The sequence below is a fragment of the Dactylosporangium sp. NPDC048998 genome (genome assembly GCF_043197855.1).
Taxonomy (GTDB): Bacteria; Actinomycetota; Actinomycetes; order Mycobacteriales; family Micromonosporaceae; genus Dactylosporangium.
On the sequence record NZ_JBICTV010000018.1, the window covers coordinates 1 to 26246 of the forward strand.

Sequence of the window (26246 nt, forward strand, 5' to 3'; positions counted from 1 at the left end):
TTCGGCGATGGGTCAGCAACGCCGATCTTGGACACCCTCACCCCATCTACCTGGCAACGACACAGGCCGGGATCTTCAAGGCATCAATCATCTAGAGGCGCACCGTGTGGCGGTCGCCCTCGGTGGCCAGGAACGTGTGGCCGCGCATGCGGCACCACGCGGGGATGTCGACGGCCGCGGCCGGGTCATCGGCCAGCACGGCGATCTCGGTGCCGGGCTCCTGGGTCGCGGCGAGCTTGGCCAGCATGATCACCGGCAGCGGGCACCGCTTCCCCAGCGCGTCGACGACCAGGCTCACAGTCCCACCTCCGCCCTGACCTCGGCGACCAGGCCCGGAAGCACGGCGAGGAAGCGGCGGACGTCGTCATCGGCGACTCCACTGTGGAGCGAGACCCGCACGTTACCGTGGGTGAGCACGCCCATCGCGGCCAGCACGTGCGACGGGTGCAGGGTGTCCGACGTGCACGCCGAGCCGGAGGAGACCGCGAACCCGGCGCGGTCGAGGGCGTGCAGCAGCGCCTCTCCGTCGACGTAGAGGCACGAGAACGTCACGATGTGTGGAAGTCGCTCGTCCGGCTCGCCGACGATCTCCACGTCGGGCACGGTCGCGGCCACCGTGCGGCGGATCTCGTCGACGAGGGCTCGTTGGCGTACCGACTCGGCATGTGCCTCCTCGGCGACGGCCCGCAGCGAAGCCGCGGCGGCGACCACCGCGGGCACGTCCGCGGCGCCCTCGTCCCAGGGCGACTCCCACCGGGTGCCCTTGCGGACTGCGAGCAGGCCGACACCGGCCGGGCCGCCCCACTTGCGGGCGCTGCCGGCCAGCAGCGACCAGCCCACGGGCAGCGGCGCGCGGCCGATCGACTGGGCGGCGTCGACCAGCAGCGGCGCCCCGGCCGCGGCGCACAGCGCGGCCGCCCGGGCGACCGGCTGCACCGTCCCCACCTCATGATTCGCGCTCTGTACCGCGGCCAGGGCCACTTCCGGCGAACCCAGCGCGGATTCCAGCGCGGCCAGGTCCACGACGCCGGTGCGCGACACCGGCACGGACACGGCGTCGTCCCCGGCGGCCTTGATGACCGAGGAGTGCTCGACCGCGGTGTGCACCACGACCCGGCGGTCGCGGGAGCGGCGCACGCCGGCCACGGCGCGCCGGACCGCGTCGGTCCCGCCGGCGGTGAAGTGCAGCTCGTCGGGGCGCACCCCGAGCACCCCGGCGGCCGACTCGCGGGCCGCGTCGAGCAGTTGCCGGGCCCGCCGTGAGGGTGTGTAGAGCCGGCCCGGGTCGGCCCAGCCGTCCTCGGCGGCGGCCAGAAACGCTTGGCGCGCAACGGGATGCGGGGGAGCGGCGGTGGCCGAATCGAAGTAGACACCCACCCCCGCAACGCTATCGCGACCCGGACACGGCGACCCCAAGCCGGGCGGACCGCGCATGGTCGAGTACGCTCGCCAGCGTTGGTGAGGCTTGCCGCGCGAAGCTACTTCAAGATGGCTTCCCCGGCGCTGCTAAGGAGGCAGGAGCAGGTGGTCTCAAGAGGTTTGAGCCCCGCGCGCGCCATCGGGCTCGCCGTCTCGGCCGTCGGGGTGACGACCCTGCTCGCCGGTTGCTCCGTCGGGGACACGTTTAACGGCTTCGGCTGGCCGAAGAGCGTCACCGTGCAGGGCGACCGGATGTACAACCTGTGGATCGGGTCGGTCGTCGCGGCGCTCGCGGTCGGCGTGTTCGTGTGGGGCCTGATCTTCTGGTGCGTGGTGCGCTACCGGAAGCGGGGCGAGGAGCTGCCGCCGCAGACGCGCTACAACATGCCGTTCGAGATCCTCTACACGGTGGCGCCGTTCGTGGTCATCGCCGTGCTGTTCTTCTACACCGCCGTCATCCAGACCGACGTCGACCGGCTCTCGAAGAACCCGGACGTCACCGTCGAGGTGATCGCCTCCAAGTGGAACTGGCAGTTCGTCTACACGGACACCAAGGGCCCCGACGGCAACGCGATCACCACCGTCGGCTCGAGCGACTACATCCCGGTCCTGGTGCTGCCCGCGGGCAAGACGGTCCAGTTCCACGAGATCTCGAGGGACGTCATCCACTCGTTCTGGGTGCCGGACATCCTGTTCAAGCGGGACGTCATCCCCGGCCTGGAGAACAAGTTCGAGATCAAGCTCAAGGACGACGCCACGGGCGCCTACGTGGGCCGCTGCGCCGAGCTGTGCGGCACGTATCACTCGATGATGAACTTCGAGATGCGGGTCGTGACGGCGGAGCAGTACTCGCAGTACCTGGCGCTGCGTACGGCGGGCAAGAGCACCCCCGAGGCGCTCGCCACGCTGGGCTTCCCGAACCAGGGCTACGCGACGACGACCCACCCGTTCGACACCGACCGCACCAAGCGGTCCTCGAGCTGAGAGGCGAACGGCGATGAAGTCAGAGAACCGTCTCTTCTTCGTGCTGGCGCTGTTCCTGTTCGGCATGGCCGGCCTGTACGCCTGGTGGACCAACGCGGCGTCGCCCGAGCAGAGCGGGCACCGCGGCATCGAGTGGATCGGCGTCGTGGCGCTGATCCTGTCCGGCCTGCTGCTGACGATGATCGGCCTCGCGCTGTGGATCATCTCGCGGCGCATCGAGCCGCGCCCGGAGGACCGCAGCGACGCGGAAATCGCCGAGGGTGCGGGCGACCTGGGCTTCTTCAGCCCGGGCAGCTACTGGCCGTTCGGCCTGGCGCTCTCGGCGATGATCGCGAGCCTGGGTCTCGCGTTCGACCAGTGGTGGCTGGTCGCGACCGGCCTGATCTCGGTGCTGGTCGCGACGTGCGGGCTGATGTTCGAGTACTACACCGGCAGCCGGCGCGGCGCCGAGCACTGAGCTCGTCCTGCTAAAAGGGGCCCCTCGCGGGCCCCTTTTTCATGCCCGGCCGCCCGAGCGGCACTTGCGGTGGCTGGACGGAGGTTCAGGCGGCCCGGCGCGCCGTCCGGCGCAGCAGCACCCGCGGGCGCCGGTCCATGAGCAGGATCACCGGGGTGATCACGATCGCCGCGCCGCAGGCCGTGCAGGCCCAGTCGGGGCAGCTCGCCCGGGGGTGGTCGGCGCAGGCCGGTTGCTCGAAGATCCGCACCCGGGCGCAGGTGTCGCAGTGCAGCTCCATGCCGCCACCGTGCCATCGCCGAGCCACGCCGCCGCGGACCCGGGCCCGCGTGTCGGGTCACATTTCGGTGATCACTTCTTGGCGGTGGCCTTCGGCGGCTGGAAGGCCTCGTCGCTCACGCTGGGGCTGGTGTACTGCAGGATCAGCTCCGTCGTCCGGCCCGCGTCCGAGGTGCCCTGGAAGTAGGCGAGCAGCCCGGCGGGGTTGACGCACGCGATCTCGGTGCGGATCCGGTCGCGGTGACCGACACGCACTGCGCGTCGCCGCGCTTGGAGGCTCCGGCGCGCACGCCCTCCCCCTGCGCGATGCTCGCGAGGCGCCCCACGGCCGCCTCGGGGGCCATGAACTCGCCCCCGAACGCCACGCTGATGGCCTTGGCCTCGGTGGGGGACATGGTGTCCGCCCCCGGGTCCTCCTGGCACGTCACGGGCGGCTCGGGCGACTTCGCCGGCGCGGTGGGCTTGCGCCCCTTGGTGGGCGACGGGGACGGGCCGGTGACGCACAGGAAGGTGCCGTCCGGGGTCGAGATGTACGTCACGCCGGCGCTGCGGTACGCCCGGCGCGGCGCCGACTGCGACACGGTCACGACCGCCCCGGACGGGGTGGCGTACGGCAGCGTCGCGTCGGAGTCGAGGCCGAGCACGAGCCGGGACGCGAGCGAGTCGACCATCTCCAGCGCCTGGTTGACCGGCTCCGCCCGCTGTTGTACCGGCGCGTCGCAGGACTTCACCATCATGCCGGCGAAGCCGACCGTCAGCGCGCCGGCCACGACGGCGGAGACCAGCGCCTTCTTGGAGTTGTTCCGCGGCAGTCCGGCCATGGCTGGACCAACGCCACTCGCCGCCCGTCGGTTATGCGGCGGTTTGCCGAAGAACGGTGGCTTTGTACCGCGTCATGCGGGCTTGAACGCGGCCCAGCGCTCGACCAGGGCCGTCGCGGCGCCCGAGTCCACGGCCGCGGCCGCGCGCTCGATGCCGGCCTTGAGCTGCCCGTGCAGGTCCTGCAGGACCAGCCCTTCCCGCGCGGCGATCGCGGCGGCCGCATTGAGCAGCACCGCGTCGCGCACCGGCCCGCCCTCACCGGCGAACATCCGCCGCGCGACGTCGGCGTTGTGCTCGGGGTCGCCGCCGCGCAGGTCGCCCGGCGCCGAGCGGGCCAGGCCCAGGTCGGCGCTGTCGACGACGGTCTCGGTGACCGCGTTGCCGGTCGCCGCCCACACCCGGGTCGGCGCGGCGGTGGTGAACTCGTCCAGGCCGTCCTCGCCGCGCACCACCAGCGCCGAGTAGCCCCGGCCGGCCATCACGGCGGCCACGACCGGCGCCATGCGCAGGTCGAAGCAGCCGATGGTGGCCGCGGTGGGCTGGGCCGGGTTGGTCAGCGGGCCGAGGAAGTTGAACACCGTCGGCACGCCCATCTCGCGGCGCGGGCCGCCGGCGTGGCGCATGCCGGCGTGGAACCGCGCGGCGAAGCAGAAGGCGATGCCCACCTCGGCCACGCTGCGGGCGACGTCCTCCGGGCCCAGGTCGATGGTGACCCCGAGCCGCTCGAGCAGGTCGGCGGCGCCGGTGGAGGAGGAGGCGGCCCGGTTGCCGTGCTTGACCACGGGGACGCCGGCGGCCGCCGTGACCACCGCGGCCATGGTCGAGATGTTCACGGTGTTGGCCCGGTCACCGCCGGTGCCGACGATGTCGACGGCGGCGTCGCGCAGCTCGTCGGAGATCGGCACGCGGATCGCCTGGGCCAGCATCATGTCGGCGCACCCGGCGACCTCGGCCGGCGTCTCGCCCTTGGCGCGTAGCGCGATGACGAACGCGGCCGTCTGTACGGGCGTGGCCGATCCGGAGAAGATCTCGCGCATCGCCCAGCCCGTGTCCTCGGTGGACAGGTCCTCCCCGCGCAGCAGGGCGGTGAGCAGCGTCGGCCAGGTGCGGTCGCCCATGATGGCCTCCAGAGGTGTCCTGACTTACCGGCGAATGGCGGGGTATGCGCGGAGCAGGGCGGAGACGGTCTCGCCGGTGGTGACGGGGTCGAGGGGGTACATGATCGTGCCCTCGACGCGGGCGTAGGACGCCAGCCAGCGGTCCGCGGCGCGGGCGATGGCGAGCACGACCGGGGGCGCGTCGACGATCTCGTCCTTGAGCTGCCGGGCGATGCCCAGCCCGCCGCCGGGGGTGGCCTCGCCGTCGAGCACCAGCAGGTCGACGTCGGTGTCGTCGACGAGCTTGACGACCTCGGCGTAGGTCGAGGCGTCGACGAATCTCACCGTCAGGTCGGCCGCCGGACGGGTGCCGATGGCCAGCCGCATGCGGTCGCGGACCTCGGCGTCGTCGCTGTACAGCAGGACAATGTGCTCGCTCATGTGCGTGCTGCTCCTTGTGTGGCGTCTGCCTCCGGGATCGTACCGTCCTTCCGAATCGGCGTTTCGCCGCCGTCGGGCGTTATGAGGATTCCGGTGCGGGCGGTCCATTCCGCCTCCTCGCGCCGCAGCCGCTCCTCGCGGTCCAGCTGGCGGTCCGTCCGCCGGGCCTCCCGGTCCGACTGGCGCATCCACTGCACCACCAGCACCGCCAGCATCGTCACCGAGACGAACTCGCCGCCGGCCCAGAGGATCCCGCCCGCGACGACCTGGTCGGCGGCGGGGTCGGTCCAGCTCAGGTGCAGCGACGGGTACCAGTCCCCGCCGAGCAGCGTCTTGCTCTGCATGATGGTCAGCCCGAGCACGGTGTGGAACGGCGTGGACAGGAACATCAGCAGCGCGCGGGCCGGGTAGGGCCACCGCCCGGGCAGCGGGTCGAGGCCGATCAGCGGCCAGAAGAACAGGCAGCCCACCGCGATGAAGTGCGCGTGCGTGAGCTCGTGGATCCACTCGTGGCGCATGGTCAGGCCGTAGAGGCCGGTGAAATAGAGTATGAACGGCGTCACCACGAAGAAGCCGAACGCCACCAGGGGAAACGCCAGGATCCGCGCCGGGCGCGAGTGCACGACGGCCAGCAGCACCTTGCGCCCGCCGGTGGGCAGCGTGCGCAGCGCGAGCGTCACCGGCGCGCCCAGGGCCAGGAAGATCGGCGCGATCATCGACAGGATCATGTGCTGGATCATGTGCACCGACAGCAGCGCGGTGTCGTACTCCTCGATCCCGCTCATGGTGACCGCGGCGATCGCGCCCAGGCCGGGGACCAGGAACAACACCGTGCGCGCGACGGGCCAGTGGTCGCCGCGCCGGCGCAGCTTCACCACGCCGGCCAGGTAGAGCCCCGCGGCGGCGAGCAGCACGAGCGTCAGCCACGACACGTGGAACGAGCCGAACAGCGTCGCGGCCGACACTGGACCGGGTTCACCTGCGGATTCGAGTGCGTGGAACACGGACCCAGACTATGCCGTCGCACGAATAGTCCGTGTCTGGTGGACCCCGCGCAAACCTGGCGATGATCGGGGGCAATAATGACGTCGTGACTGCGGCCCCAGCGATTGCCAAGAGCCAGATCCACTCACTGACCAGGCCCAACATGGTCAGTGTCGGGACGATCGTGTGGCTCTCCAGCGAACTGATGTTCTTCGCGGCGCTGTTCGCGATGTACTTCTCCATCCGCGCCGCCGCGCCGGAGCTCTGGGAGAAGCACACCGAGGTGCTGAACATCCCCTATGCCCTGACGTTCACGATCATCCTCGTGCTCTCGTCCATCACCTGCCAGATCGGCGTGTTCCGCGCCGAGCGCGGTGACGTGCACGGGCTGCGGCGCTGGTTCGCCCTGACGTTCATCATGGGCCTGACCTTCGTGCTCGGGCAGGTGAACGAGTACCGCAACCTGGTCGGCGAGGGCATCAAGATCAACGGCGACGGTTACGGCTCGATGTTCTACCTGACCACCGGGTTCCACGGCCTGCACGTCACCGGCGGCCTCATCGCCTTCATCATCTATCTGATCCGCACGACGATGGGCCGCTTCACCCCGGCCCAGGCGACCGCGGCGATCGTCGTGTCCTACTACTGGCACTTCGTCGACGTGGTCTGGATCGCGCTGTTCGCGATGATCTACTTCCTGCAGTAGCAGGCTCGGGCCGCGCGTCACGCTCCGGACCACTCCTCCAGGACCACTACCCCGAGACGGCACATAGGTGATGACGACAAAGGTGAGGCCATGACTTCTGAGCAGAGCAGGCGGCCGCTTGCCCGGCTGGTGCCGGGTGGTGCGCGCGCGGCCCGGGGCAAGCTTCGCCGGCGGTTGTCGGCGGCCGTGCGCCTGATCGCCGCGCTCACGCTGGTCGGCGGCCTCTACAGCGCATACGCCCCCGGCGTCGGCCGCGCCGAGGAGACACCGGCGCTTTCGGAGCAGGCGAAGCACGGCAAGGAGCTGTACGAGACCAGCTGCATCACCTGCCACGGCACCAATGCGCAGGGCGTGCAGGACCGCGGCCCCAGCCTGATCGGCGTCGGGTCCGCCGCGGTCGAGTTCCAGGTCAACACCGGTCGCATGCCGCTGGCCCGCCAGGAGGCGCAGGCGGAGCGCAAGGCACCGGCGCTCAGCCCGGCCGACGCCGCCGACATCGGCGCGTACATCCAGGAGCTGGGCGGCGGCCCGCAGCTGCCGAGTGCGTCGAGCCTCGACGCGGACGTGAAGAAGGCCCAGTCGGACCCGAAGACCCTCGCGCACGGCGGCGAGCTGTACCGGGTCAACTGCTCGTCCTGCCACGCGTTCTCCACCGGCGGCGGCGCGCTGTCCTCCGGCAAGTACGCCCCGACGCTGCAGCACTCCACCAACCGCGACATCTACGGCGCCATGCTGACCGGCCCGCAGAACATGCCGGTGTTCGGCAACAACCAGCTGAGCCCGGAAGACAAGGCCGCGATCATCGCCTACATCCAGAACCTCAACAAGAACTCGCAGACAGACCCCGGTGGCTGGAACATCGGCCGCTACGGCCCGGTCCCCGAGGGGCTCGTCATCTTCCTCATCGGGATCGCGGCGCTCGTGTTCGCCACGCTGTGGATTGCAGGGAAGTCATGACCACCCACACCGCTGCTGAGGGTCACGCCGCTGAGGAGCCGTTCGACGCGAGCGACCCCAGCCTCACCCGGTTCGACCTCGTCAAGGAGGGCGCGCGCCGCGACGGCGTCGAGATCGTGCACTACGCGCCGCGGTTCCCGGTCCCGGGCACCAAGGCCGAGAAGCGCATCGAGCGCGTCCTCGCGCTGCTGTTCCTGCTCACCGGCCTCATGGGCACCGCGTTCGTGGTCGCCTACATCGCGTGGCCGTGGCACTACGGCCACGGCGACGAGACCTACCAGAGGCTGTACCCGTACTACACCCCGGTGCTCGGCGCGACGCTCGGCCTCGCGCTGCTGACCCTGGGCCTGGGCATCATCACGTGGTCGAAGAAGCTCCTGCCCGAGGAGGTCTCGGTCCAGTCGCGCCACGACGGGCCGTCGGACCGCACCGAGCAGCGGCTCACCGCGGCCACCATCGTCAACATGGGCGACGAGCTGGGCCTCAAGCGGCGCCGCTTCGTCGGCCTGGCGTTCCTGGCCGGCGCCGCTCCGCTGGGCGCGGCCGCCGGCGCGGTGCTGGTCGGCTCGCTCATCAAGGCGCCGACCCAGAACGGCGAAAACGTGTTCTTCACCACCGGGTGGGACCCGAAGAAGAACGACGGCAAGCCGGTCCGCCTCACCCACGAGGACGGCACCCCGATCCGCCCGGCCGACATCAGCGTCGGCGGCCAGATCACCGTCTTCCCCGGCATCCCGGGCGGTGCGACCAACAAGTACGCCGACTCGCCCACCCTGCTGATCCACCTGCGTGAGGACGACGCGCTGCTCACGCAGAAGAACGCCAAGCCGATCAACGTCGGCTCGCAGTGGCAGAACTACGTCGCGTACTCGAAGATCTGCACCCACGCGGGCTGCCCGGCCAGCCTGTACGAGCAGCAGACCAACCGCCTGCTGTGCCCCTGTCACCAGTCGCAGTTCCAGATCACCGACAACGCGCGGCCGGTCTTCGGCCCCGCGAGCCGGGCGCTTCCGCAGCTGCCGATCACGGTTGACGATGAGGGATACTTCGTTGCGGTGTCCGACTACAAGATTGCGGTCGGACCGGCCTTCTGGGAGCGGCCATGAAACGGCGCAAGATCGACGTCCGGGCCCTGCCGGCCAAGTCCGCCGAGGCGCTCGACGAGCGCTTCCAAGCGGCGACGCCGCTGCGGCGGCTGCTGAACAAGGTCTTCCCCGACCACTGGTCGTTCCTGCTGGGTGAGATCGCCCTCTACTCGTTCATCGTGCTGCTGCTCAGCGGCATCTTCCTCGCGCTGTTCTTCGACCCGTCGATGCGCGAGACGGTGTACGACGGCAGCTACGCCCCGCTGCGCGGCGTGGAGATGTCGCAGGCGTACAACACCGCGCTGCACCTGACGTTCGACGTGCGCGGCGGCCTCTTCATGCGGCAGATGCACCACTGGGCGGCGCTGCTGTTCATGGCCGCGATCGTGGTCCACATGTTCCGGGTGTTCTTCACCGGCGCGTTCCGCAAGCCGCGCGAGGCCAACTGGATCGTCGGCGTGCTGCTGTTCTGGATGGGCTTCCTGGAGGGCTTCGGCGGTTACTCGCTGCCCGACGACGCGCTGTCCGGCACCGGCCTGCGCATCGCGAGCGCCATCATGCTGTCGATCCCGATCGTCGGCACCTGGGTGACCACCTCGCTGTTCGGCGGCGAGTTCCCGGGCGAGGTCATCCTCGACCGGCTGTACATCGTGCACGTCCTGCTGGTCCCCGGCGCGCTGCTCGCGCTCATCAGCGTCCACATGGGCCTGCTGGTGAAGCAGAAGCACACCCAGTGGCCCGGCCCCGGCCGCACCAACGAGAACGTGGTCGGCGTGCGGATGTTCCCGGGCTTCGCGGCCAAGGCCGGCGGCTTCTTCATGATCGTGTTCGGCATGATCGCCGCGCTGGCCGGCCTCTTCCAGATCAACCCGATCTGGCTGTTCGGCCCGTACAAGGCCGCGGTCGTCTCGGCGGCGAGCCAGCCCGACTGGTACGTCATGTTCCTCGACGGCTCGACGCGTCTCTTCCCGGCCTGGGAGATCCGCTTCGGCCTGTTCGGCTGGGGCGACGGCTACACCATCCCGCCGATCTTCTGGCCGACGGTGGTGCTGCCCGGCATCCTGACGATGCTGCCGATCTTCTATCCGTTCATCGAGGCGCGGTTCACCAAGGACAAGGCCGTGCACAACCTGCTCGAGCGCCCGCGGGACAACCCGCTGCGCACCGCGCTGGGTGCCATGGCGATCGCGTTCTACGTGGTGCTGCTGATCTCCGGCGGCAACGACGTGGTGGCGGACAAGTTCCACATCAGCCTCAACGCGATGACCTGGGCGGGCCGCATCGGCATCCTGGTCCTGCCGCCGCTGGCGTACTACTGCGCCTACCGCATCGCGCTGGGCCTGCAGCAGCACGACCGCGAGGTGCTGGCGCACGGCGTCGAGACCGGCATCATCCGGCGCATGCCGGACGGCCGGTTCATCGAGGTCCACCAGCCGTTGCCGGCGCCGGACGGCCACGCCGTGGAGGGCGACGGGCACCACGCGCTGGACTACGCGGGCTGGGTCGTGCCGAAGAAGATGAACCGCATCGGCGCCCTGGCCCCGACGGTGAAGGGCTTCTTCTACCCGATCGAGAAGGCGGCCCCGGCCGAGAAGCCGGTGCCGCGCCAGGTCACCGAGGTCGACCGCGAAGAGATCACCTCGGGGCACTGAGCCCACCGCACGACGTCGAACGGCCCCCGGCACCGCGCCGGGGGCCGTTCGGCGTTGGCAAGCCTTGGCGAGGCGCTTACGGCAGGGACGCGGCCCAGTCGGCCACGCGGCGGGCCAGGGCGGTGCCCTCCTTCGCCCAGCGGAAGTGGTCGATCGGCGGGCCCGGCGCGTAGTCCTCGCGGGTCACCGGGGCGGCGGAGAGCTTCTCCAGCAGCTGGGAGACCGTGCCGGGCGGCGTGTACGCGTCGCCGGCCATGTCGACGGCGAGCACCGGGGTTGTCACCCTCGCCAGGGCGGACTCCAGGTCCGCGCCCTGCATCGCCGGGTAGCGGCCCGTGCGCGCGGTGTGCGCCCAGTCCCGGATCACCCCGCGCGCCTGGCGACCGCCGAAGCCCCAGCCCGGCCACACGCGCAGCAGCGCGGCGGCCGTGCCGAGCGTCTGGGTCTGCAGCAGCACCGGGAGGCGGCGGCCCGCCGGGTACCGGCGCCAGTACGGCACGCCGACCGCCAGCAGCGCCAGCCCGGCCACGTCGGAGCCGGGCTCCGCGGCGAGGTGCAGCGCGCACGCCTGGCCGCCGAGGGAGTGCCCGACGAGGATCGTGCGGCGCCCGGCACGGCACGGCTTGAGGTGGGTCAGCACGGCGTCCACGTCGGCGGCCAGGTCGGCCAGGCCATACCCCGAGGCCCGTGACGGCGGCGGCGTGCTCGCCCCGGTGCCGCGCAGGTCGGCGACAACCACGGCCATACCCGCGGCGGCCAGGTCGGCGGCGAACGCGCGGTAGTAGCGGGCCGGCACCCCCATCGCCGGCCAGAGCACCGCGAGCGTCGGCGCGTCCCCGGGCGCCGCGTACACCTGCAGGGCGATCCGGTCCGTCCCGCGTTCCACCGTCTCCAGCGTCGGATCCATGTCCGTAGGGTAGGGCTAGGAGGTTACCCGCGGGTAAGGAGGGTGGCCGCGGTTACGGTGCAGAACGTGAAGCCAGTCGATCTGCCGCGAATGCGCACGCCCGGGGCGCCCACCGTGAGCCCGGACGGCGCCATCGCCGTCGTCGCGGTCTCCCGGCCCGACCTCGCCACCGACGCGTACACCTCGCAGTTGTGGCTCGTGCCGACCGACGGCTCACGCCCCGCGGTGCGACTGACCCGGGGATGGCACGACAGCGCGCCCCGCTACTCCCCGGACGGGCGCTGGATCGCCTTCCTGCGCCGCGCCGGCAAGGGCGCGAAGCCCCAGCTGTGGGTGCTGCCGGTCGGCGGGGGAGACGGGCGGGCGCTGACGGACGAGCCGCTGGGCGTGGGCGCGCCCGACTGGTCGCCGGACTCCGCCCGGCTCGCATTTTCCGCTCGTGTACCGCAGGAGCAGCGCTACGGCACCGGCCACACCGACGACGGGGAGCCCATCGGCCCCGACGGCGAGCCCCCGCGCCGGATCACGGAACTGTCCAACCGCCTCGACGGCGTCGGCTTCCTGCGCGACCGCCCGGCGCACCTGTTCGTGGCCGCGCTCGACGGCGAGGTCACCCAGATCACGCAGATCACCCGGGGCGAGCACGACCACGACGACCCCCGCTGGAGCCCGGACGGCCAGTGGCTGACGTTCGTCTCCGCGCGTCACGAGGGCTGGGCCGCGGACCGGGCCGCCGACGTCTGTGTGGTGCGCCCCGACGGCACCGGGCTGCGCGCGCTGACCGACGCCACGTTCGTGCCGAGCCTGCCGCGCTTCACCCCGGACGGCGACGCGGTCGTGTTCGCCGGCACGCCGGCCGGAGCGCGACGGGTCGACCCGGTGCTGCGCAACCAGTCGCTGTGGTCGGTGCCGTTCGTCGGCGGTGCGGCGCGGCCGCTGCTCGACCCGGCCGAGCACCATCTCGCGATGCCGGGCGGCGACCTCGACGTCACCCCGGACGGGGTGCTCTTCGCCGACGAGCGGCGCGGCGCGGTACAACTGCTGCTTGTGCCCTTCGACGGCGGGCCGCACACCGTCGTGGTGGACGGCGAGCGGCAGGTCGCCGGCTTCGCCTGGGCCGGGGGCGTGCTGGTCAGCACCATCGCTGGGCCGGCCGACTGGGGCGAGCTCTACGCCGGCGAGCGGCGGCTCACGAGTTTCAGCGAGGGCGTCGAGGCGCTCGAGCAGGTCGAGATCACCGCGACCGCGCCCGACGGCTACCCGGTGCACGGCTGGGTCGTCCGGCCCGCCGGGGAGGGCCCGCACCCCGTCCTGCTCATGATCCACGGAGGGCCCTACACGCAGTACGGCTGGCGGCTCTTCGACGAGGCCCAAGTCTATGCCGGCGGCGGCTACGCGGTCGTCTTCGGCAACCCACGCGGCTCCTCCGGCTACGGCGTGGAGCACGGCAGGGCGATCCGGGGCAACGTCGGCGAGGTGAGCGCGGTCGACCTGCTGGCCCTGCTCGACGCCGCGCTGAAGGCCCCGGATCTCGACGAGCGCCGCGTCGGCGTGCTCGGCGGCTCGCACGGCGGCTTCATGACCACGTGGCTGGCCGCCCACCACGGCGACCGGTTCCGCGCCGCGGTGTCGGAGCGCGCGGTCAACAGCATCGACAGCTTCGCGGGCACGTCGGACATCGGCTGGTACTTCGCCGACTCGCTGTACGTGGACGACTTCGCCCGGCAGAGCCCGCTGACGTACGCCGACCGGATCACCGCCCCGATGCTGATCATCCACTCGGAGCAGGATTGGCGTTGCCCGGTCGAGCAGGCGTACCGGCTGTTTGTGGCGCTGCGGCGCCGCGGGGCGCCGGCCGAGCTGCTGCTGTTCCCGGGCGAGGGGCACGAACTGTCCCGCACCGGGCGGCCGCGGCACCGGGTGCAGCGCTTCGAGGCGATCCTCGACTGGTTCGACCGCCACATGTGAAAGGTGGGGCGGCGCCGCCCCACCTTTCGGCCGTGCCGTGTTTTCAGGCGGCCAGCAGCTCGGCGATCTGCACCGCGTTGAGCGCCGCACCCTTGCGCAGGTTGTCGTTGGCGACGAACAGCGCCAGGCCGTTGTCGACGGTCTCGTCGACGCGGATGCGCCCGACGTACGACGGGTCGGCGCCCGCCGCCTGCAGCGGCGTCGGGATGTCGCTGAGCACCACGCCGGGCGCGGCGGCCAGCAGCTCGGTGGCGCGCTCGACGCCGATCGGGCGGGCGAAGCGCAGGTTGAGCTGCAGCGAGTGGCCGGTGAAGACGGGCACGCGCACGCAGGTGCCGGACACCTTGAGCCCGGGGATCTCGAGGATCTTCCGGCTCTCGTTGCGTAGCTTCTGCTCCTCGTCGGTCTCGAAGGAGCCGTCGTCGACGATCGAGCCGGCCAGCGGCAGCACGTTGAACGCGATCGGGCGGGCGAACTGCTTCGGCTCCGGGAACTCGACCGCCGAGCCGTCGAAGGCGAGCGCGGCAGCGCCGTCGGCGACCTTGCGCACCTGCTCGTCGAGTTCGGCGACGCCGGCCAGCCCGGCGCCGGAGACGGCCTGGTAGGTGGCGGCCACCATGGCGACCAGCTCGGCCTCGTCGTGCAGCGGGCGCACGACCGGCATCGCGGCCATCGTGGTGCAGTTGGGGTTGGCGATGATCCCCTTCGGCCGGTGTGCCGCGGCGTGCGGGTTGACCTCGGCGACGACCAGCGGCACGTCCGGGTCCATCCGCCACGCGGAGGAGTTGTCGATCACGACGGCCCCGGCGGCGGCCACCTTCGGGGCGAGCTCCTTCGACGTGCCCTTGCCGGCCGAGAACAGCACGATGTCGAGCCCGGCGTAGTCCGCGGTCGCCGCGTCCTCCACCGTGACCTGCGTGTCCTGCCAGTCGATGGGCCGCCCGGCTGAGCGGGCGGACGCGAACAGTCGCAACTCGTCTACCGGGAACCGCCGTTCGGCCAGGATGTGGCGCATGACGCTGCCGACCTGCCCGGTGGCCCCTACGATGCCGATCCTCATGGCCGCGAGGGTACCGGGTGCGGACCGCGCACTCGATGCGATTTGCCACACTCCCGGCGCCGCAACCAGGGCAAACGGCCCCTTCTTGCGGCCCCGCCGAGCCCTTGCTGCACGCCTTCTCGCCGCGCGGAGGAAAAACCGCGGGATTTAGTCGGCGTCGGGGAGGCCGATCGCGAAAGCCTCTTCCAGGTCGTGGCGGGAGTACGCCTGGAACGCGATGTGCGTGTCGGTCTCCACCACGCCGGGCACCTTCGAGATCCGGTTGGCGATCACCTCGGCGATCTCCTCGAACTGCCGCACCCGCACCATCGCGATCAGGTCGGTGTTGCCGGCGACGGAATACACCTCGCTGACGCCGTCGAGGTTGGCGATGCTCTCGGCCACCTCCGGGATCGAGTCGGTGGCGCAGTCGATGAGGACGATCGCGGTGATCACCGGCGGTGCTCCTTCCAACAGGTGGGCACCCGTCATGCTAATGCGCGGCGACGGTCAGCCCCCGGCCGACCCGGATCCCGTCGGCGAGCGCCTCGCCCGCCGCCACGACACCGCCCGGCCACACCACCCCGCGGGTGACCGACCCGGCCACGACGGCGCCCGAACCGACCACGGCCCGGTCGAGCGCCCCGACGACCTCGGCGTCCGGCGCCACGAGGCTGCCACCGCCCGCCGCATGCAGGTTTGCCTGCAGGTAGTCCGCCGGAGTACCGGTGTCCACATAGCTGCCCGGGTACTCCACCACGCGCAGCCGGCCCTGGCGCTCGGCGGGGCGCCAGGCCAGGCGCACCAGATCGGATGGCTCCGGCTCCAGGGCTGCGACCAGGTCCCACGGCAGCAGCGAGAAGCCGGCGAAGCGGTGGGTGCCGAACTCGTCCGGCGGCCCGGGCACGCCGAGCAGCCGCGCCTCGTGCCCGTCCCACCCGTCGAGCAGGGCGGCGATGTCGGCCCCCGGCTCCTCGTCCGAGGCCAGGTAGGCGTCGGCGTTGCCGACGAGCACGCCCCGCCCGCCGATCCAGTCCCGCAGCAGGCCGAGCCCGCCCGCGGTACCGAGGGGGTCGCCCGGCTCCACGGAGAGGTGCGCGCGGTCGCCGACGTGCTCGACGACCAGGTGGCCGAGGTAGCAGGCGTTCACGGCGACGCTGTGCGGCCGGTCGAAGCCGAGCGCCCGCACGCGGGCCAGGGCGCGGTCCAGCAGCGCCACGTTGCCGACCGGGCACAGCGCCTTCGGCAGGTGCTCGGTGAGCGGCCGCAGGCGGCGCCCCTCGCCGGCCGCGAGCACGACGGCGCAGACGTCCGCGTTCACGCCTCGCGGACCTCGGGGTAGTCCTGGTAGGGGCCGATGCCGTAGTGGGCGAGCAGCTTCGACGTGGACACCGTCAGCGGCGGCAGGTTGTCCAGCCGGTGCCAGGCGGCCTCGAGCACCTCGGCGGCGTCGACGACGAGCTCGACGCCCGGCTCGACCTCGGTCTCGAACACCACGTCGACCCAGCGGCCGCGGGTGTGCACGATCGCGTTGGGCGTGGCGGGGCGCAGCCGCTCGGGCGGCACCTTGACGCCGGTCTCCTCGCCGAGCTCGCGGGCCGCGCACTGGACCGGGGTCTCGCCGCGGTCCATCAGGCCGGCCGGGAGCGACCAGCCCGCGCCTGGCGGCTGGCGTAGCAGGAGGATCCGGTTCAGCTGCGGGTCGCGGACGATCGCGACGGCGCCGATCGTGTACGTCGGCTGGTACGCCCGCACGATGCGCCGCCGCCAGCGGGCCGGCAGCCGGTAGAACGTGCTGTAGGCCAGCCCGCGCACGCGACCACGGAAGTCGGTCATCCGGCTAAGGCTAGTGAGCTACCGCGGGGAGTGGTCGACCAGGGCGATCAACTCGGCCACGACCTCGTCCGCGGTGCGGGCGTGGTCGGCGACGGCGACGAGCAGCGTCTCCAGGTCGGGGTAGCCCAGCCGCGGCGCGAGGCGCACCAGCGGCAGGTCGCTGGCCAGGCCGCGGCCCTGCTGGCGCAGCGCGAGGCCGATCGCGAGGCGGCCCAGCCGGACCTTGTTGGCGACGGTGATGGCGGGCGCCTCGTGCGCCTCGAACCAGCGGCTGATGTGCAGCCGGGCGTGGGGCGTCCGGACGAAGTCGAGCCATTCCGGGGACGGGCCGCGCGCCGGCGCGTCGGCGTCGAAGTCGAACTCGTCGCGCTGCCCGGCGCGGGTGATGATCTCGACGGTGTCGCCGTCGGCGAGCGGCGACGACACGGCGGTCAGGCGGCCGTTGACCCGGGCGCCGATACATCGGTTGCCGACGTTGGCGCCGAGGATGTACGCCAGGTCGACCGGCGTCGCGTCCGAGGGCAGCAGCACCGGCCGCCCGCCGCCGGCCGTCAGCACCAGGATCTGGTCCTCGGCGAGGTCGCAGCGCAGCGACGCGATGAACTGCGCCGGGTCGGACGCCGCGGCCTCCCAGTCCAGCAGCCGGCGCAGCCAGTCGAGCTGCTCGGCCTTGGTCGCCGGGCCGAACCGGGCGGCGGTGGTGGGGTAGCGGAAGTTCGCCACGATGCCGTACTCCGCCGCCTGGTGCATCTCGACGGTACGGATGAGCACCTCGAGCGAGCGCCCCTCCGGCCCGAGAACCGTCGTGTGCAGCGACTTGTAGTTGTTGTTCTTCGGCGTGGCGATGAAGTCCTTGAACCGCCCGGGCACCGGGCGCCACTTGCCGTGCACGGCGCCGAGCGCGGCGTAGCAGTCGGTCTCGGGCCCGTCGACGACGATCACCATGCGCGGCAGGTCGTGCGGCTCGGCGTAGTTGCCGTCGACGGTGTCCTTCCAGATCGAGTACAGGTGCCGGGGCCTGGGCGACACCGTGGCGTCGATGCCGAACTTCTTCAGGTCGGTGCCCACGGCCGAGGTGACCTTGTCGAGGTACCCGTCCCAGCCGACCCGCTGCTGCACGTAGTCGGCGACGACCGCGTAGCCGCTCGGGGAGACCGCGCGCAGCACCCAGTCCTCGAGCTCCCGCTTGAGCGCCTGGATGCCGAGCCGCTCGCACAGCGGGATCAGCACCTCACGGGTGGCGGTGGCGATGCGCACCCGGCTCTTCACCGACCGCGCGTCGATCGTGCGCATGTTGTGCAGCCGGTCGGCGAGCTTGATGACCAGCACCCGCACGTCGCGCCCGGCGGCGACGATCATCTTGCGGATCGTCTCGGCCTCGGCGTCGGCGCCGTAGAACATCTTGTCGAACTTCGTCACGCCGTCGACCAGCAGCGCGACCTCGCCGCCGAAGTCCCGCTCCAGCGCGCCGAGGGTGTAGTCGGTGTCCTCGACGGTGTCGTGCAGCAGCGACGCGACCAGCGTCGTGGTGTCCATGCCGAGGTCGGCCAGGATCTCGGTGACCTCGAGCGGGTGCGTGATGAACGGCTCGCCGCTCTTGCGCATCTGCCCGCGGTGCATCTGCTCGGCGGTCACATACGCCCGGCGCAGCAGCGCGATGTCCGCCGAGGCGTGGATCTGCCGGTGCGCCCGCAGGATCGGCGCCATCGGGTCGTCGCTGGACTGCCACGGGAACATGGCGCGCAGCCGCGAGCCGATGATGGCCGTGTACGTCGACGTCGGGTCGCCTGGTACCGCCGCGCCCACCAGCGCGGAGTAGGTCGGCGGCGGGGGCACCTCGGGCGAGTCGTCGGTGGGGGGCGCGGTGAGCTTCTGCCGGGGCGCCGCGTACCGGTCGTCGAGCTGCGGCTCGCGCGCCTTGGGCCGCGGCAGCGCGCCCTGCTTCTTGGCACCCGGGCCGGTCTGCTCAGGCTGCTCGGTCTGCGCGGGATGCTTGATCTGCGCGGACTGCTTGGGCTGCGCGGCCTGCCGGGGTTGTCCGCCCGGGCCGGTCGCTTCACGGCCGGGCTCGTCGCGGCGGGCGGTGGTCCGCGCGCCGCGGTCGTGCGGTTGCTGCTGCTTGCTCTGGTGCGTGTTGCGGGGCTTGTCGTTGGGCTCTGCCTGGCGCTCGTTGGTGGCCGCGTGTTCGTTGATGACCGCGTGTTCGTTGGCGGCTGTGCGCTCGTTGGTGGCTGTGCGCTCGTGGTTGGCCGCGTCCGCCTGGCCCGGCGGCGCCGCGTCTCCCCGGTCGCCCGCGCCCGGCGCGCCGTCGTCGCCGCTCGGGCGCGTCCGTGTCTCGATCGCGCGGTCGTTGGCGGGCCAGTCTGACCCCCGGCGCGTCGCGGACCGCTCGTCGGCGGGCCGGTCCGCGCCACCGTTCGCACCGCGTGCCGCCTCGGTCCGGGACGCTTCCGTCCGCCGTACTCGGTCGGGGCGCGATCCGTGCTCGTTCGTCGCGTGCTCGTTCGGTGCGCGGTCACCCGATGCCCGGTCGTTCGGGCCGCGGTCCGCCGGTGCCCGGTCGTTCGGTGCCCGGTCGTTCGGGCCGCGGTCCGCGGGTGCCCTGTCGTTCATGGCACGGTCGGGGGCGTCGCGGTCGGTTGCGGCGCGGTCTGCGGGTGCCTGGTCGTTCGCGGTGTGGTCCGTGGGCGCCTGCTCGGGCTGTGGTGCGCGGTCGTTGAGCGCCCTGTCGTGCTGGTGGCCGCGCTCGTCCGTGGCCCGCTCGCCCGTGGCCCGCTCGGCTCGGCGGTCCTGGTCAGCCGGCGTGCGGTCCGCGGGGCCCGGCGGGGCCAGCGGGCGCCGGCGCGCCGGCGACTCCGGGGCGTTGATGGCCGCGGTCGGCAGGCCCTTGGGGCCGAGGAACATCTCGCCGGCCCGGAGCCGGTCGCCCCCGGTCTCGCCGGCTCCCGTGGGCGTGCCCGGACTCCCCGCGGCGCCGATCGCCCCGAAACCACCGGCGCCGAACGCGGTCGTGCTTCCCGGGGGAGTCGTGCTTCCCGGGGGACTGGTTGCGAATCCGCCGGTCCCCAGGGGCTCGACCCGGATCGTCAGCGGGCCGAGGGCCGCGTCCGTCCCGTCGAGGAGCTGGGCATCGTGGCTGGTCGCGGGGGAGGCGAACGCCGGGGCCGGGCCGACACGAAAATTTGGAAACTGCGTGGGGTTGCCGTCTGACGCCGCTGGGTCCAACATGTACTCGCTGTGCGTCGCGTTCGGGCCCGAACGCGGTCCGTAAGCGTTGGGACTGTGAACATCGGGATCGAGCTCATCGCCCGATTCCGGCCGTAGATCCGCACCACTCGAAGGGTGGGGAGCGTCAGAGACATCCGGGCCGCCGAGCAGATCGGGGCCGTTCAGCACGCCGGGCACAACGTGACCATGCTGTGCGCTGGGGCCGTGCTGCTGGCTTTGGCCATGCTGTGAGCTTGGTCCGTGCTGCTGGCCGGGACCGAGCTGGGCGTTTGGTCCATGCTGGGCGTTTTGGCCGTGCTGCGGGCTGGGGCCGTGGCCCTCAGGCGCCGGGCTTGACGCCGTGGAGGGACCCGCGCTGAAGGGCGCGCCGGACTGCAGACCGGGCTCCATGCGGCACCTCCTCACCGACGGGCCGGGCGGGCCTAGGTTTGGGTAGGTTCCAGCCTAGTTTCCTCTCGCGCATCCGATCGGTCATTTGAGTATGTGCGATCGTCCGATGTGCCTACCCATCCAGATCATTCTGAACCGTGGCCGCGGCCTCCGCACGGGCCAGGAACGGCCGCCACCGGGCGGCGCCGATGGCCGGGTATGACCAGCCCACATCGGTCTTGACCAGGCGGGTCTCGGGCCGCTCGAGCCACGCGAGGATCCGTTCGGTCTCCTCCGGCGTGGCGCGCGGCGTCGGGCCCGGGCCGGGCACCACGGTCTCCGCTGTGGCCAACACCACATCCACTGTCGGCTGTGGATGCACCCTCGGGGGTGAAACGCCCGCAGCGGCGAGCCGCCCGTGCCGCACCACCGCGATCTCCCACCCCCCGGCCGCGGCCGGGCGGGCGGCGACCAGCTCGGGCAGCGCGGACAGCGACGCGAGGCGCTGCATCCGGATCGCGGTGCGCAGGAACACGATCAGCCGCCCCCGGATCGCCGCGGCGTCCTCGTAGCGCTCCGCGGCGGCGAGCGTCTCGATCCGGGCCATCAGCCCGCGCACGACCGGGCTCGGGTCCCCGGTGGTCGCCGCGCGGAACGGGGCCGCGGCCGCCGCCTCGTAGTCCTCGGCGGAGATCCGGTGCTCGCACGGTGCCGGGCAGCGGCCGAGCTCGGCCAGCGCGCACGCCGGCGTGGGCGTGCGCGGCGACAGCTTGTGGGTGCACTGCCGGATCGGCAGCGCGTCGTAGACGCCGGCCGCGGCGAGCTCCGCGCCGCGCCGCGAGCCGAACGGCCCGAGGTAGGCGGCGCCGTCGGCGTGCAGCTCGCGCACCACGGACAGGCGCGGATAGGCCTCGGCGGTCAGCTTGAGCCACAGCACGCGCTCGGGGAACTTCGAGCGGCGGTTGTACGGCGGCTTGTGCGCCGCGATCAGCCGCAGCTCGCGGACCTCGGCCTCCAGCGAGTGCGAGCACGGGATCGCCTCGACCCGCTCGGCGGCGTTGAGCATCTCGTCGATGCGGGCGCGCTTCTCCGCGGCGGTGAAGTAGCTGCGCACCCTGGTCGCGATCGAGGAACTCGTCCCGATGTACAGCGGCCGGTCCTTGTGCCCCCGGAACACGTAGACCCCCGGGGCGTCGGGCAGCCCCTCGGCGAGGTGCCGCTTGCGCCGCTGGGCCGGGCTGACCGCCTTGACGAACTCGATCGTGTCGCCGACGGTGTGCACCTTGAGGCTGCCGAGCCGGGCGAACAGGCCGTGCAGCACGTCCACCGTGGCGCGCGCGTCGTCGAGCGCGCGGTGGATCGGCTGGGTCGCCGCCCGGAAGTGCCGGGCCAGGGTCGACAGCTTGTGGTTGGGCACCTCGTCGGCGATGAGCGCGCGCCGGGCGATGGCGGCGGTGTCGAGCACGATCGGCTTGGGCCACGGGTAGCCGTGCCGGGCGCAGGCCGCCTTCAGAAACCCGGTGTCGTAGGGCGCGTTGTGCGCGACCCAGACGGCGCCCTTGGCGAACTCGAGGAAACTGGGCAGCACCGTGTCGAGCTTCGGCGCCTCGAGCAGCATCATCTCGGTGATGCCGGTGAGCACCGTGATGAACGCCGGGAGCCGCTCTTCGGGGTTGACCAGCGTGCCGAACTCTCCCAGGACCTCGCCGCCGCGGACCTTGACCGCGCCGATCTCGGTGATGCCGCCGCCGTCGGGCGCGCCGCCGGTCGTCTCCAGGTCGACCACGACGAACGTGGTCGAGAAGAGCGTCGCGGCGCGCGGATCGTCGAACAGCGCGTCGAGCGTTTCCTGGTGGTAGTCGGGCACGGCCGCACACTACGGCCAGGGTGTGACAAAAAAACTCAGTGCGGGGGGAAGCGCAGCTCGAAGCGCACGTCGGGCGAGCCGATGATCGCCGACGTGTCCATGACGGTGGCGCCGTGGGCGCGCAGGATGCCGGCGACCGCCCGCGGTACCGGCTCGTCGGCCTCCCGGAGCCCGGCGAGGTCGGCGTGCCACTCGGGCCGGATGCTGCCGCCGGAGTGGCCGATCTCGATCGTGGGCACCGGCGTGCCCAGGACCCGCGCCGCGACCCGCCCGCCGGACGGGGTGATCTTCAGCGCGCTGAAGATCACGTAGTCGAGAGCACGGGAGAGCTCGGCCGGGTCCGCGAGCACGAAGGCCGGGTCGGTGAGGCCCAGCGTGATCGCGATGTTGCGGGCGTCGGCGATCCCGCGCAGCTCCTGGACGCGGCACTCGGTCAGGTACGACAGGTCCACCGAGCGCGGCCCCTTCGGCGGCTCCGGCTCGTCGGTCACCAGCCGGCGCAGCTCCAGTAGCTCTGTCACGTGCCGCGCCAGGGCCCGCAGCGCGCGCATCTGGTCGAGGTTGAGCCGGTGCGGGGCGTGGTCGACCACGCAGAGCGTGCCGAGCGCGGCACCGCCGGTGGTCAGCAGCGGCGCGCCGGCGTAGAAGCGGATGCCGTCGTCGGCGCGCACGAAGGGGTTGTCGGCGAAGCGCGCGTCGGCGGAGGCGTCGGGCACGACCATCAGGTCGCGGCCCATGATCGCGTGGGCGCAGAACGCCACCTCGCGCGGCGTCTCGTCGGCGTCGAGGTCGCCGGTCTTGGCCTTGAACCACTGCCGCTCGGCGTCGACGAGCGTGACCAGCGAGATCGGCGCGCCGCAGATCTCGCTGGCGATCCGGACAATGTCGTCGAAATCGGCCTCGGGCGGCGTGTCCAGGACGGCCATCGCGTGCAGGGCGGAGAGCCGTTCCGCCTCGTTCCGGGGCACCGGTGTCGCCATCCCCGCCTCCCGAGCCGTACACCCAATCAGGTGAAATAAGGATATGTCAGCTTTTAGTCTTTGGAGGTAAGGCGGCGCTCCTGGGCACCATCCCGGGTGAATGTGGTCGACAATGCGACACTGGAGTGATGTCTGCGCACGACGCTCCCGACGACCTCGAGGCCGAGGTGTCGGTTGAGGCTGCGCAGACGGCCGACGACCAGGAGCCGATCCTGCCCGAGGTGGTCCGGCAAAGGGTGATCTCCCTGGCCGCGGGCGCCATGACCGGCCTGCCGCTGGAGGAGCTGCCCATGCCGCTGCGGCGGGTGGCGAAGTTCGCCCCGAACCGCCGCGCGCGCCTGGGCGGGCCCGTGATCGCGATGCAGCTCTCCGGCGATCCGCTCCTGCGCCAGCGGCTCGCCACCCGGGTCGTCAACGAGGCCGGTGACCTGGGCGCCGCCGTCCTGGAGGGCGCCGCGCCGGCCGCCGCCGACCCGGTCGAGGTCGCGGCGCTGGCCTACCTCGCCCGCCCCGACGGCTGGCGGGTGTTGGTCACCGACGCCACGGAGACCCTGCGCGCCGAGGCCGAGGGCGCCATCGCCTCCGAGCGCTTCCGCGACGTGGAGCAGCGCCTCGCCCGGGCCGAGCACGACCGGGCCGTGGCCCGCGTCGAGGCCGACAAGCTGCGCGACGAGCTGGCCCGCCTGCGCGACGAGGCCGCCGGCCTGCGCGAGGAGGTCCGCTCGCTGGGCAAGGCGCTGCGCGAGTCGCAGGCCAAGGAGCGCAAGGCCACCGACATGCTCGCGGCCGAGAAGGGCCGGGCCGCGCGGTCCACCGCCGACCACGACGCCGAGCTGCGCCGGCTGCGGGCCAAGCTGGCCGAGGCCGAGACCGCCGCGGGCGCGCAGCGGCAGAGCGCCAAGGACGCCCGGGCCGTCGACGACGCGCGGCTGTGGCTGCTGCTGGAGACCATCGGTCAGGCCGCCGTCGGGCTGCGCCGCGAGCTGGCCCTCGACCCCACCGACAAGCTCCCCGCCGACTTCGTCGCCGACACCGCCGCCGACCGGCCCGAGAACGCCTCCGGCGCCGGCTCGGCCCGTGCGCTGGACGCCGACGACCCGGCCCGCCTCGACCAGCTGCTGAGCCTGCCCAAGGCGCACATGATCGTGGACGGCTACAACGTGACCAAGAAGGGTTACGCGGAGATCTCGCTCGAGCAGCAGCGCAACCGGCTGATCGCCGGCGTGGGCGGGCTGGTGGCGCAGACGCGGGCCGAGGTCACGGTCGTCTTCGACGGCGCCGAACGGGTGCACGGGCTGCCGCCGGCCCCGCGCGGGGTACGCGTGCTGTTCTCCAAGAAGGGCGAGACCGCCGACGAGCTCATCCGCCGCCTGGTGCGTGCCGAGCCGGCGGGCCGCCCGATCGTGGTGATCTCCTCCGACAAGGAGGTCATCGACGGGGTGCGCCGCCACGGGGCGTACCCGCTGTCCTCCGACACGCTGCTGCGCCGCCTGTCACGCTCCTGACCTGGGGTTTCCCATTTTTGTCGTACCCCACCGTTACCGTTCGTGCTATCGGGTTCACCGATGGATCGGTATTGGAGGAGCGATGCTCGTCGACTGCGAAAGCTGCTCGGTGCGCGGCACCGCCTGCAGCGGTTGCGTGGTGACCCTGCTGCTCGACACCCCACCGGCGTTTCATCAACTCGGCGCCGAGGAAGTGCGCGCCATCGAGATCTTCGAGCTGGCCGGGTTCGAGGTCACCGTGCTGGAGCCCACCCACTTCGAGACCGTGCCCGTCACCCCTGTCCCCGCACCCCGGCGCCGTCGCGGGCGCGCCGCATAGGCTGACGCGATGACCCCTCGCTTCTGGGCCGTGATCACGCTCGTCGCGCTGATCGTCGCGGCGGCCGTCGTCGCGCTGCTGCGGGTGCCGTGGGCGGCGCCGCCCGCGCCGCGGGCCGACCAGATCGCCGCGCTCGACTCGCTGCCGCGCGACGCCGTCGCCCAGGGGCGCGCCTTCCACGCCGCGCTGCGCCCCGGCACCTACCTGTCCCTGGCCATAGGCCTGGTGGTCGCGCTGCTGCTGGGCCTGACCCCGGCCGGCTCGTGGATCGTCGAGCAGGCCGGCCGGCCGTTCGGCGGCCACTGGCTGGCCAGGGCCCTGCTCGGCGGATTCGCCGTCACCCTCGTCGGCGAGATCGTCGTCCTGCCGCTGGCGGCGTGGCGGCAGTCCATCCTGCGTCACTACGGGCTGTCCACCCAGGGCTGGGGCGGCTGGACCGTCGACCTGCTGAAGGGCTACGCCGTCGGGGCCGTCATCGGCGCCATCGTCCTCGTCGGCTTCTTCGCCATCACCCACTTCGCCCCCCGCTGGTGGTGGGCGTGGGCCGCGGCCGGCGCCGCGGCGCTCGCCATCCTGCTCAGCTTCGTCTTCCCGGTGCTGGTGGAGCCGGTCTTCAACAAGTTCACCCCGATGCCCGCGGGCGAGCAGCGCACCCGCCTGATGGAGATGGCCGCCCGCGACGGCGTGCCGGTCCGCGACGTGCTCATCGCCGACGCGTCCCGGCGCACGAGGTCCGTCAACGCCTACGTGTCGGGCCTGGGCCCGACACGTCGCATCGTCGTCTACGACACCCTGCTCGAGAAGGCCCCGCCAGCCGAGGTGGAGGCCGTCGTCGCCCACGAGCTGGGCCACGCCAAGGACGGCGACGTGCTGACCGGCACCCTGCTCGGCGCCCTGGGCGCGGCCGCCGCGGTCTGCGCGCTCTACCTGCTGGGCTCGTGGTCCGCCCTGCTCCGCCTGGCCCGCGTCGACTCGATAGCCGAGCCCCGCGCCATAGCCCTGCTCCTGGCCGTGGCTACGGTCGCCGGCCTCTTCGCGGGCCCGGTGCAGTCCCTGGTCTCCCGCCGCGTCGAGGCCCGCGCCGACGAACACGCGCTGCAGCTGACGCGCGACCCGGCCGAGTTCGAGGCCATGCAGGGCCGCCTCGCCCTGGTCAACCTGGGCGACCCGGACCCCAACCCGGTGGAACAGTTCCTGTTCGGCTCCCACCCGACAGCCGTGGAACGCATGGCCGCCGCCCGCGCCTGGGCCCGCGCCCACCGCTAACCCCACCGCGCCGCCCGCGCCGCGCCGTGCTCGCTGCGCCGCCCGCGCCGTGCTGTGCCGCGCCGCGCCGCGCCGTGCC

The 26246-nt window shown here is 72.4% G+C and carries 25 protein-coding genes; 10 read left to right on the top strand and 15 right to left on the bottom strand.

Going from position 1 to position 26246, the window contains the following annotated elements; translation table 11 throughout:
• Positions 1 to 91: 91 nt before the first annotated feature.
• Positions 92 to 298, bottom strand: a complete 207-nt coding sequence (locus tag ACGFI8_RS31075) for a sulfurtransferase TusA family protein (RefSeq protein ID WP_392810338.1) — start codon at positions 296 to 298, stop codon at positions 92 to 94.
• Positions 295 to 1434, bottom strand: coding sequence for a cysteine desulfurase family protein (locus tag ACGFI8_RS31080; protein WP_392810339.1), 1140 nt, complete (start codon positions 1432 to 1434; stop codon positions 295 to 297). Before ACGFI8_RS31080 ends, ACGFI8_RS31075 begins: the two co-directional genes overlap by 4 nt.
• 90 nt (positions 1435 to 1524) lie before the next feature.
• On the opposite strand from ACGFI8_RS31080, the gene coxB reads away from it, so the two are divergent.
• Both coxB and ACGFI8_RS31090 read left to right on the top strand, forming a co-directional pair.
• Positions 1525 to 2403, top strand: a complete 879-nt coding sequence (gene coxB / locus ACGFI8_RS31085; protein ID WP_392810340.1) for a cytochrome c oxidase subunit II — start codon at positions 1525 to 1527, stop codon at positions 2401 to 2403.
• A gap of 13 nt (positions 2404 to 2416) precedes the next feature.
• On the top strand, positions 2417 to 2860 hold the full coding sequence (locus ACGFI8_RS31090; RefSeq protein WP_392810341.1) for a cytochrome c oxidase subunit 4: 444 nt from the start codon (positions 2417 to 2419) through the stop codon (positions 2858 to 2860).
• An 85-nt stretch (positions 2861 to 2945) separates the two neighbouring features.
• Here the strand turns inward: ACGFI8_RS31090 and ACGFI8_RS31095 are convergent, their stop codons facing one another.
• The 5 genes from ACGFI8_RS31095 to ACGFI8_RS31115 all read right to left on the bottom strand — a co-directional run bounded on the left by ACGFI8_RS31095 (position 2946) and on the right by ACGFI8_RS31115 (position 6464).
• Positions 2946 to 3140, bottom strand: a complete 195-nt coding sequence (locus tag ACGFI8_RS31095) for a hypothetical protein (protein WP_392810342.1) — start codon at positions 3138 to 3140, stop codon at positions 2946 to 2948.
• A gap of 142 nt (positions 3141 to 3282) precedes the next feature.
• Positions 3283 to 3960 carry a hypothetical protein gene (locus ACGFI8_RS31100; protein ID WP_392810343.1) on the bottom strand — a complete coding sequence of 226 codons (678 nt, stop codon included), beginning with the start codon at positions 3958 to 3960 and terminating at the stop codon, positions 3283 to 3285.
• Positions 3961 to 4032: 72 nt separating this feature from the next.
• A complete protein-coding gene (gene trpD, locus ACGFI8_RS31105; protein WP_392810344.1) occupies positions 4033 to 5079 on the bottom strand; it encodes an anthranilate phosphoribosyltransferase in 1047 nt (348 codons plus the stop codon).
• 24 nt (positions 5080 to 5103) lie between these two features.
• The gene (locus tag ACGFI8_RS31110; protein WP_392810345.1) at positions 5104 to 5499 is read right to left on the bottom strand and encodes a hypothetical protein; all 396 of its coding nucleotides are present in this window, start codon (positions 5497 to 5499) and stop codon (positions 5104 to 5106) included.
• Entirely contained in the window at positions 5496 to 6464 is a 969-nt protein-coding gene (locus tag ACGFI8_RS31115) for a cytochrome c oxidase assembly protein (protein ID WP_392810346.1), read from the bottom strand. Before ACGFI8_RS31115 ends, ACGFI8_RS31110 begins: the two co-directional genes overlap by 4 nt.
• 125 nt (positions 6465 to 6589) lie before the next feature.
• Between ACGFI8_RS31115 and ACGFI8_RS31120 the strand changes: the two genes are divergently transcribed.
• The 4 genes from ACGFI8_RS31120 (at position 6590) to ACGFI8_RS31135 (ending at position 10883) form a co-directional block, all read left to right on the top strand.
• Positions 6590 to 7189 carry a heme-copper oxidase subunit III gene (locus ACGFI8_RS31120; RefSeq protein WP_392810347.1) on the top strand — a complete coding sequence of 200 codons (600 nt, stop codon included), beginning with the start codon at positions 6590 to 6592 and terminating at the stop codon, positions 7187 to 7189.
• Positions 7190 to 7279: 90 nt separating this feature from the next.
• Entirely contained in the window at positions 7280 to 8146 is an 867-nt protein-coding gene (locus ACGFI8_RS31125; RefSeq protein ID WP_392810348.1) for a c-type cytochrome, read from the top strand.
• A complete protein-coding gene (locus ACGFI8_RS31130) occupies positions 8143 to 9252 on the top strand; it encodes a Rieske 2Fe-2S domain-containing protein (protein ID WP_392810349.1) in 1110 nt (369 codons plus the stop codon). The genes ACGFI8_RS31125 and ACGFI8_RS31130 overlap by 4 nt, the downstream gene beginning before the upstream one ends.
• On the top strand, positions 9249 to 10883 hold the full coding sequence (locus ACGFI8_RS31135; RefSeq protein WP_392810350.1) for a cytochrome bc complex cytochrome b subunit: 1635 nt from the start codon (positions 9249 to 9251) through the stop codon (positions 10881 to 10883). Before ACGFI8_RS31130 ends, ACGFI8_RS31135 begins: the two co-directional genes overlap by 4 nt.
• A gap of 76 nt (positions 10884 to 10959) precedes the next feature.
• On the opposite strand, the gene ACGFI8_RS31140 is transcribed toward ACGFI8_RS31135, so the two are convergent.
• Positions 10960 to 11790 carry an alpha/beta fold hydrolase gene (locus ACGFI8_RS31140; RefSeq protein ID WP_392810351.1) on the bottom strand — a complete coding sequence of 277 codons (831 nt, stop codon included), beginning with the start codon at positions 11788 to 11790 and terminating at the stop codon, positions 10960 to 10962.
• 66 nt (positions 11791 to 11856) lie between these two features.
• On the opposite strand from ACGFI8_RS31140, the gene ACGFI8_RS31145 reads away from it, so the two are divergent.
• Complete coding sequence (locus ACGFI8_RS31145; RefSeq protein ID WP_392810352.1) at positions 11857 to 13758, top strand: S9 family peptidase; 1902 nt, start codon at positions 11857 to 11859, stop codon at positions 13756 to 13758.
• Between the two features lie 43 nt (positions 13759 to 13801).
• Here ACGFI8_RS31145 and ACGFI8_RS31150 read toward each other — a convergent pair whose 3' ends face one another.
• The 7 genes from ACGFI8_RS31150 to ACGFI8_RS31180 all read right to left on the bottom strand — a co-directional run bounded on the left by ACGFI8_RS31150 (position 13802) and on the right by ACGFI8_RS31180 (position 23077).
• Complete coding sequence (locus ACGFI8_RS31150; RefSeq protein ID WP_392810353.1) at positions 13802 to 14818, bottom strand: aspartate-semialdehyde dehydrogenase; 1017 nt, start codon at positions 14816 to 14818, stop codon at positions 13802 to 13804.
• Positions 14819 to 14965: 147 nt separating this feature from the next.
• On the bottom strand, positions 14966 to 15253 hold the full coding sequence (locus ACGFI8_RS31155) for an Lrp/AsnC family transcriptional regulator (protein ID WP_392810354.1): 288 nt from the start codon (positions 15251 to 15253) through the stop codon (positions 14966 to 14968).
• A gap of 37 nt (positions 15254 to 15290) precedes the next feature.
• Positions 15291 to 16118: an NDP-sugar synthase gene (locus ACGFI8_RS31160; RefSeq protein WP_392810355.1), complete on the bottom strand. Its 828-nt coding sequence runs from the start codon at positions 16116 to 16118 to the stop codon at positions 15291 to 15293.
• Positions 16115 to 16633, bottom strand: coding sequence for an NUDIX hydrolase (locus tag ACGFI8_RS31165; protein WP_392810356.1), 519 nt, complete (start codon positions 16631 to 16633; stop codon positions 16115 to 16117). The genes ACGFI8_RS31160 and ACGFI8_RS31165 overlap by 4 nt, the downstream gene beginning before the upstream one ends.
• An 18-nt stretch (positions 16634 to 16651) precedes the next feature.
• Positions 16652 to 18442, bottom strand: a complete 1791-nt coding sequence (locus ACGFI8_RS31170) for a RelA/SpoT family protein (protein WP_392810485.1) — start codon at positions 18440 to 18442, stop codon at positions 16652 to 16654.
• Between the two features lie 1921 nt (positions 18443 to 20363).
• Entirely contained in the window at positions 20364 to 22097 is a 1734-nt protein-coding gene (locus tag ACGFI8_RS31175; protein ID WP_392810357.1) for a DEDD exonuclease domain-containing protein, read from the bottom strand.
• A 35-nt stretch (positions 22098 to 22132) separates the two neighbouring features.
• Entirely contained in the window at positions 22133 to 23077 is a 945-nt protein-coding gene (locus tag ACGFI8_RS31180) for a GAF domain-containing protein (protein WP_392810358.1), read from the bottom strand.
• 128 nt (positions 23078 to 23205) lie between these two features.
• On the opposite strand from ACGFI8_RS31180, the gene ACGFI8_RS31185 reads away from it, so the two are divergent.
• From ACGFI8_RS31185 to ACGFI8_RS31195, 3 genes are all read left to right on the top strand, one after another.
• Positions 23206 to 24582 carry an NYN domain-containing protein gene (locus tag ACGFI8_RS31185; RefSeq protein WP_392810359.1) on the top strand — a complete coding sequence of 459 codons (1377 nt, stop codon included), beginning with the start codon at positions 23206 to 23208 and terminating at the stop codon, positions 24580 to 24582.
• Positions 24583 to 24664: 82 nt separating this feature from the next.
• On the top strand, positions 24665 to 24901 hold the full coding sequence (locus ACGFI8_RS31190; protein WP_392810360.1) for a hypothetical protein: 237 nt from the start codon (positions 24665 to 24667) through the stop codon (positions 24899 to 24901).
• 9 nt (positions 24902 to 24910) lie between these two features.
• Entirely contained in the window at positions 24911 to 26167 is a 1257-nt protein-coding gene (locus ACGFI8_RS31195; protein WP_392810361.1) for a M48 family metallopeptidase, read from the top strand.
• Positions 26168 to 26246: the final 79 nt, after the last annotated feature.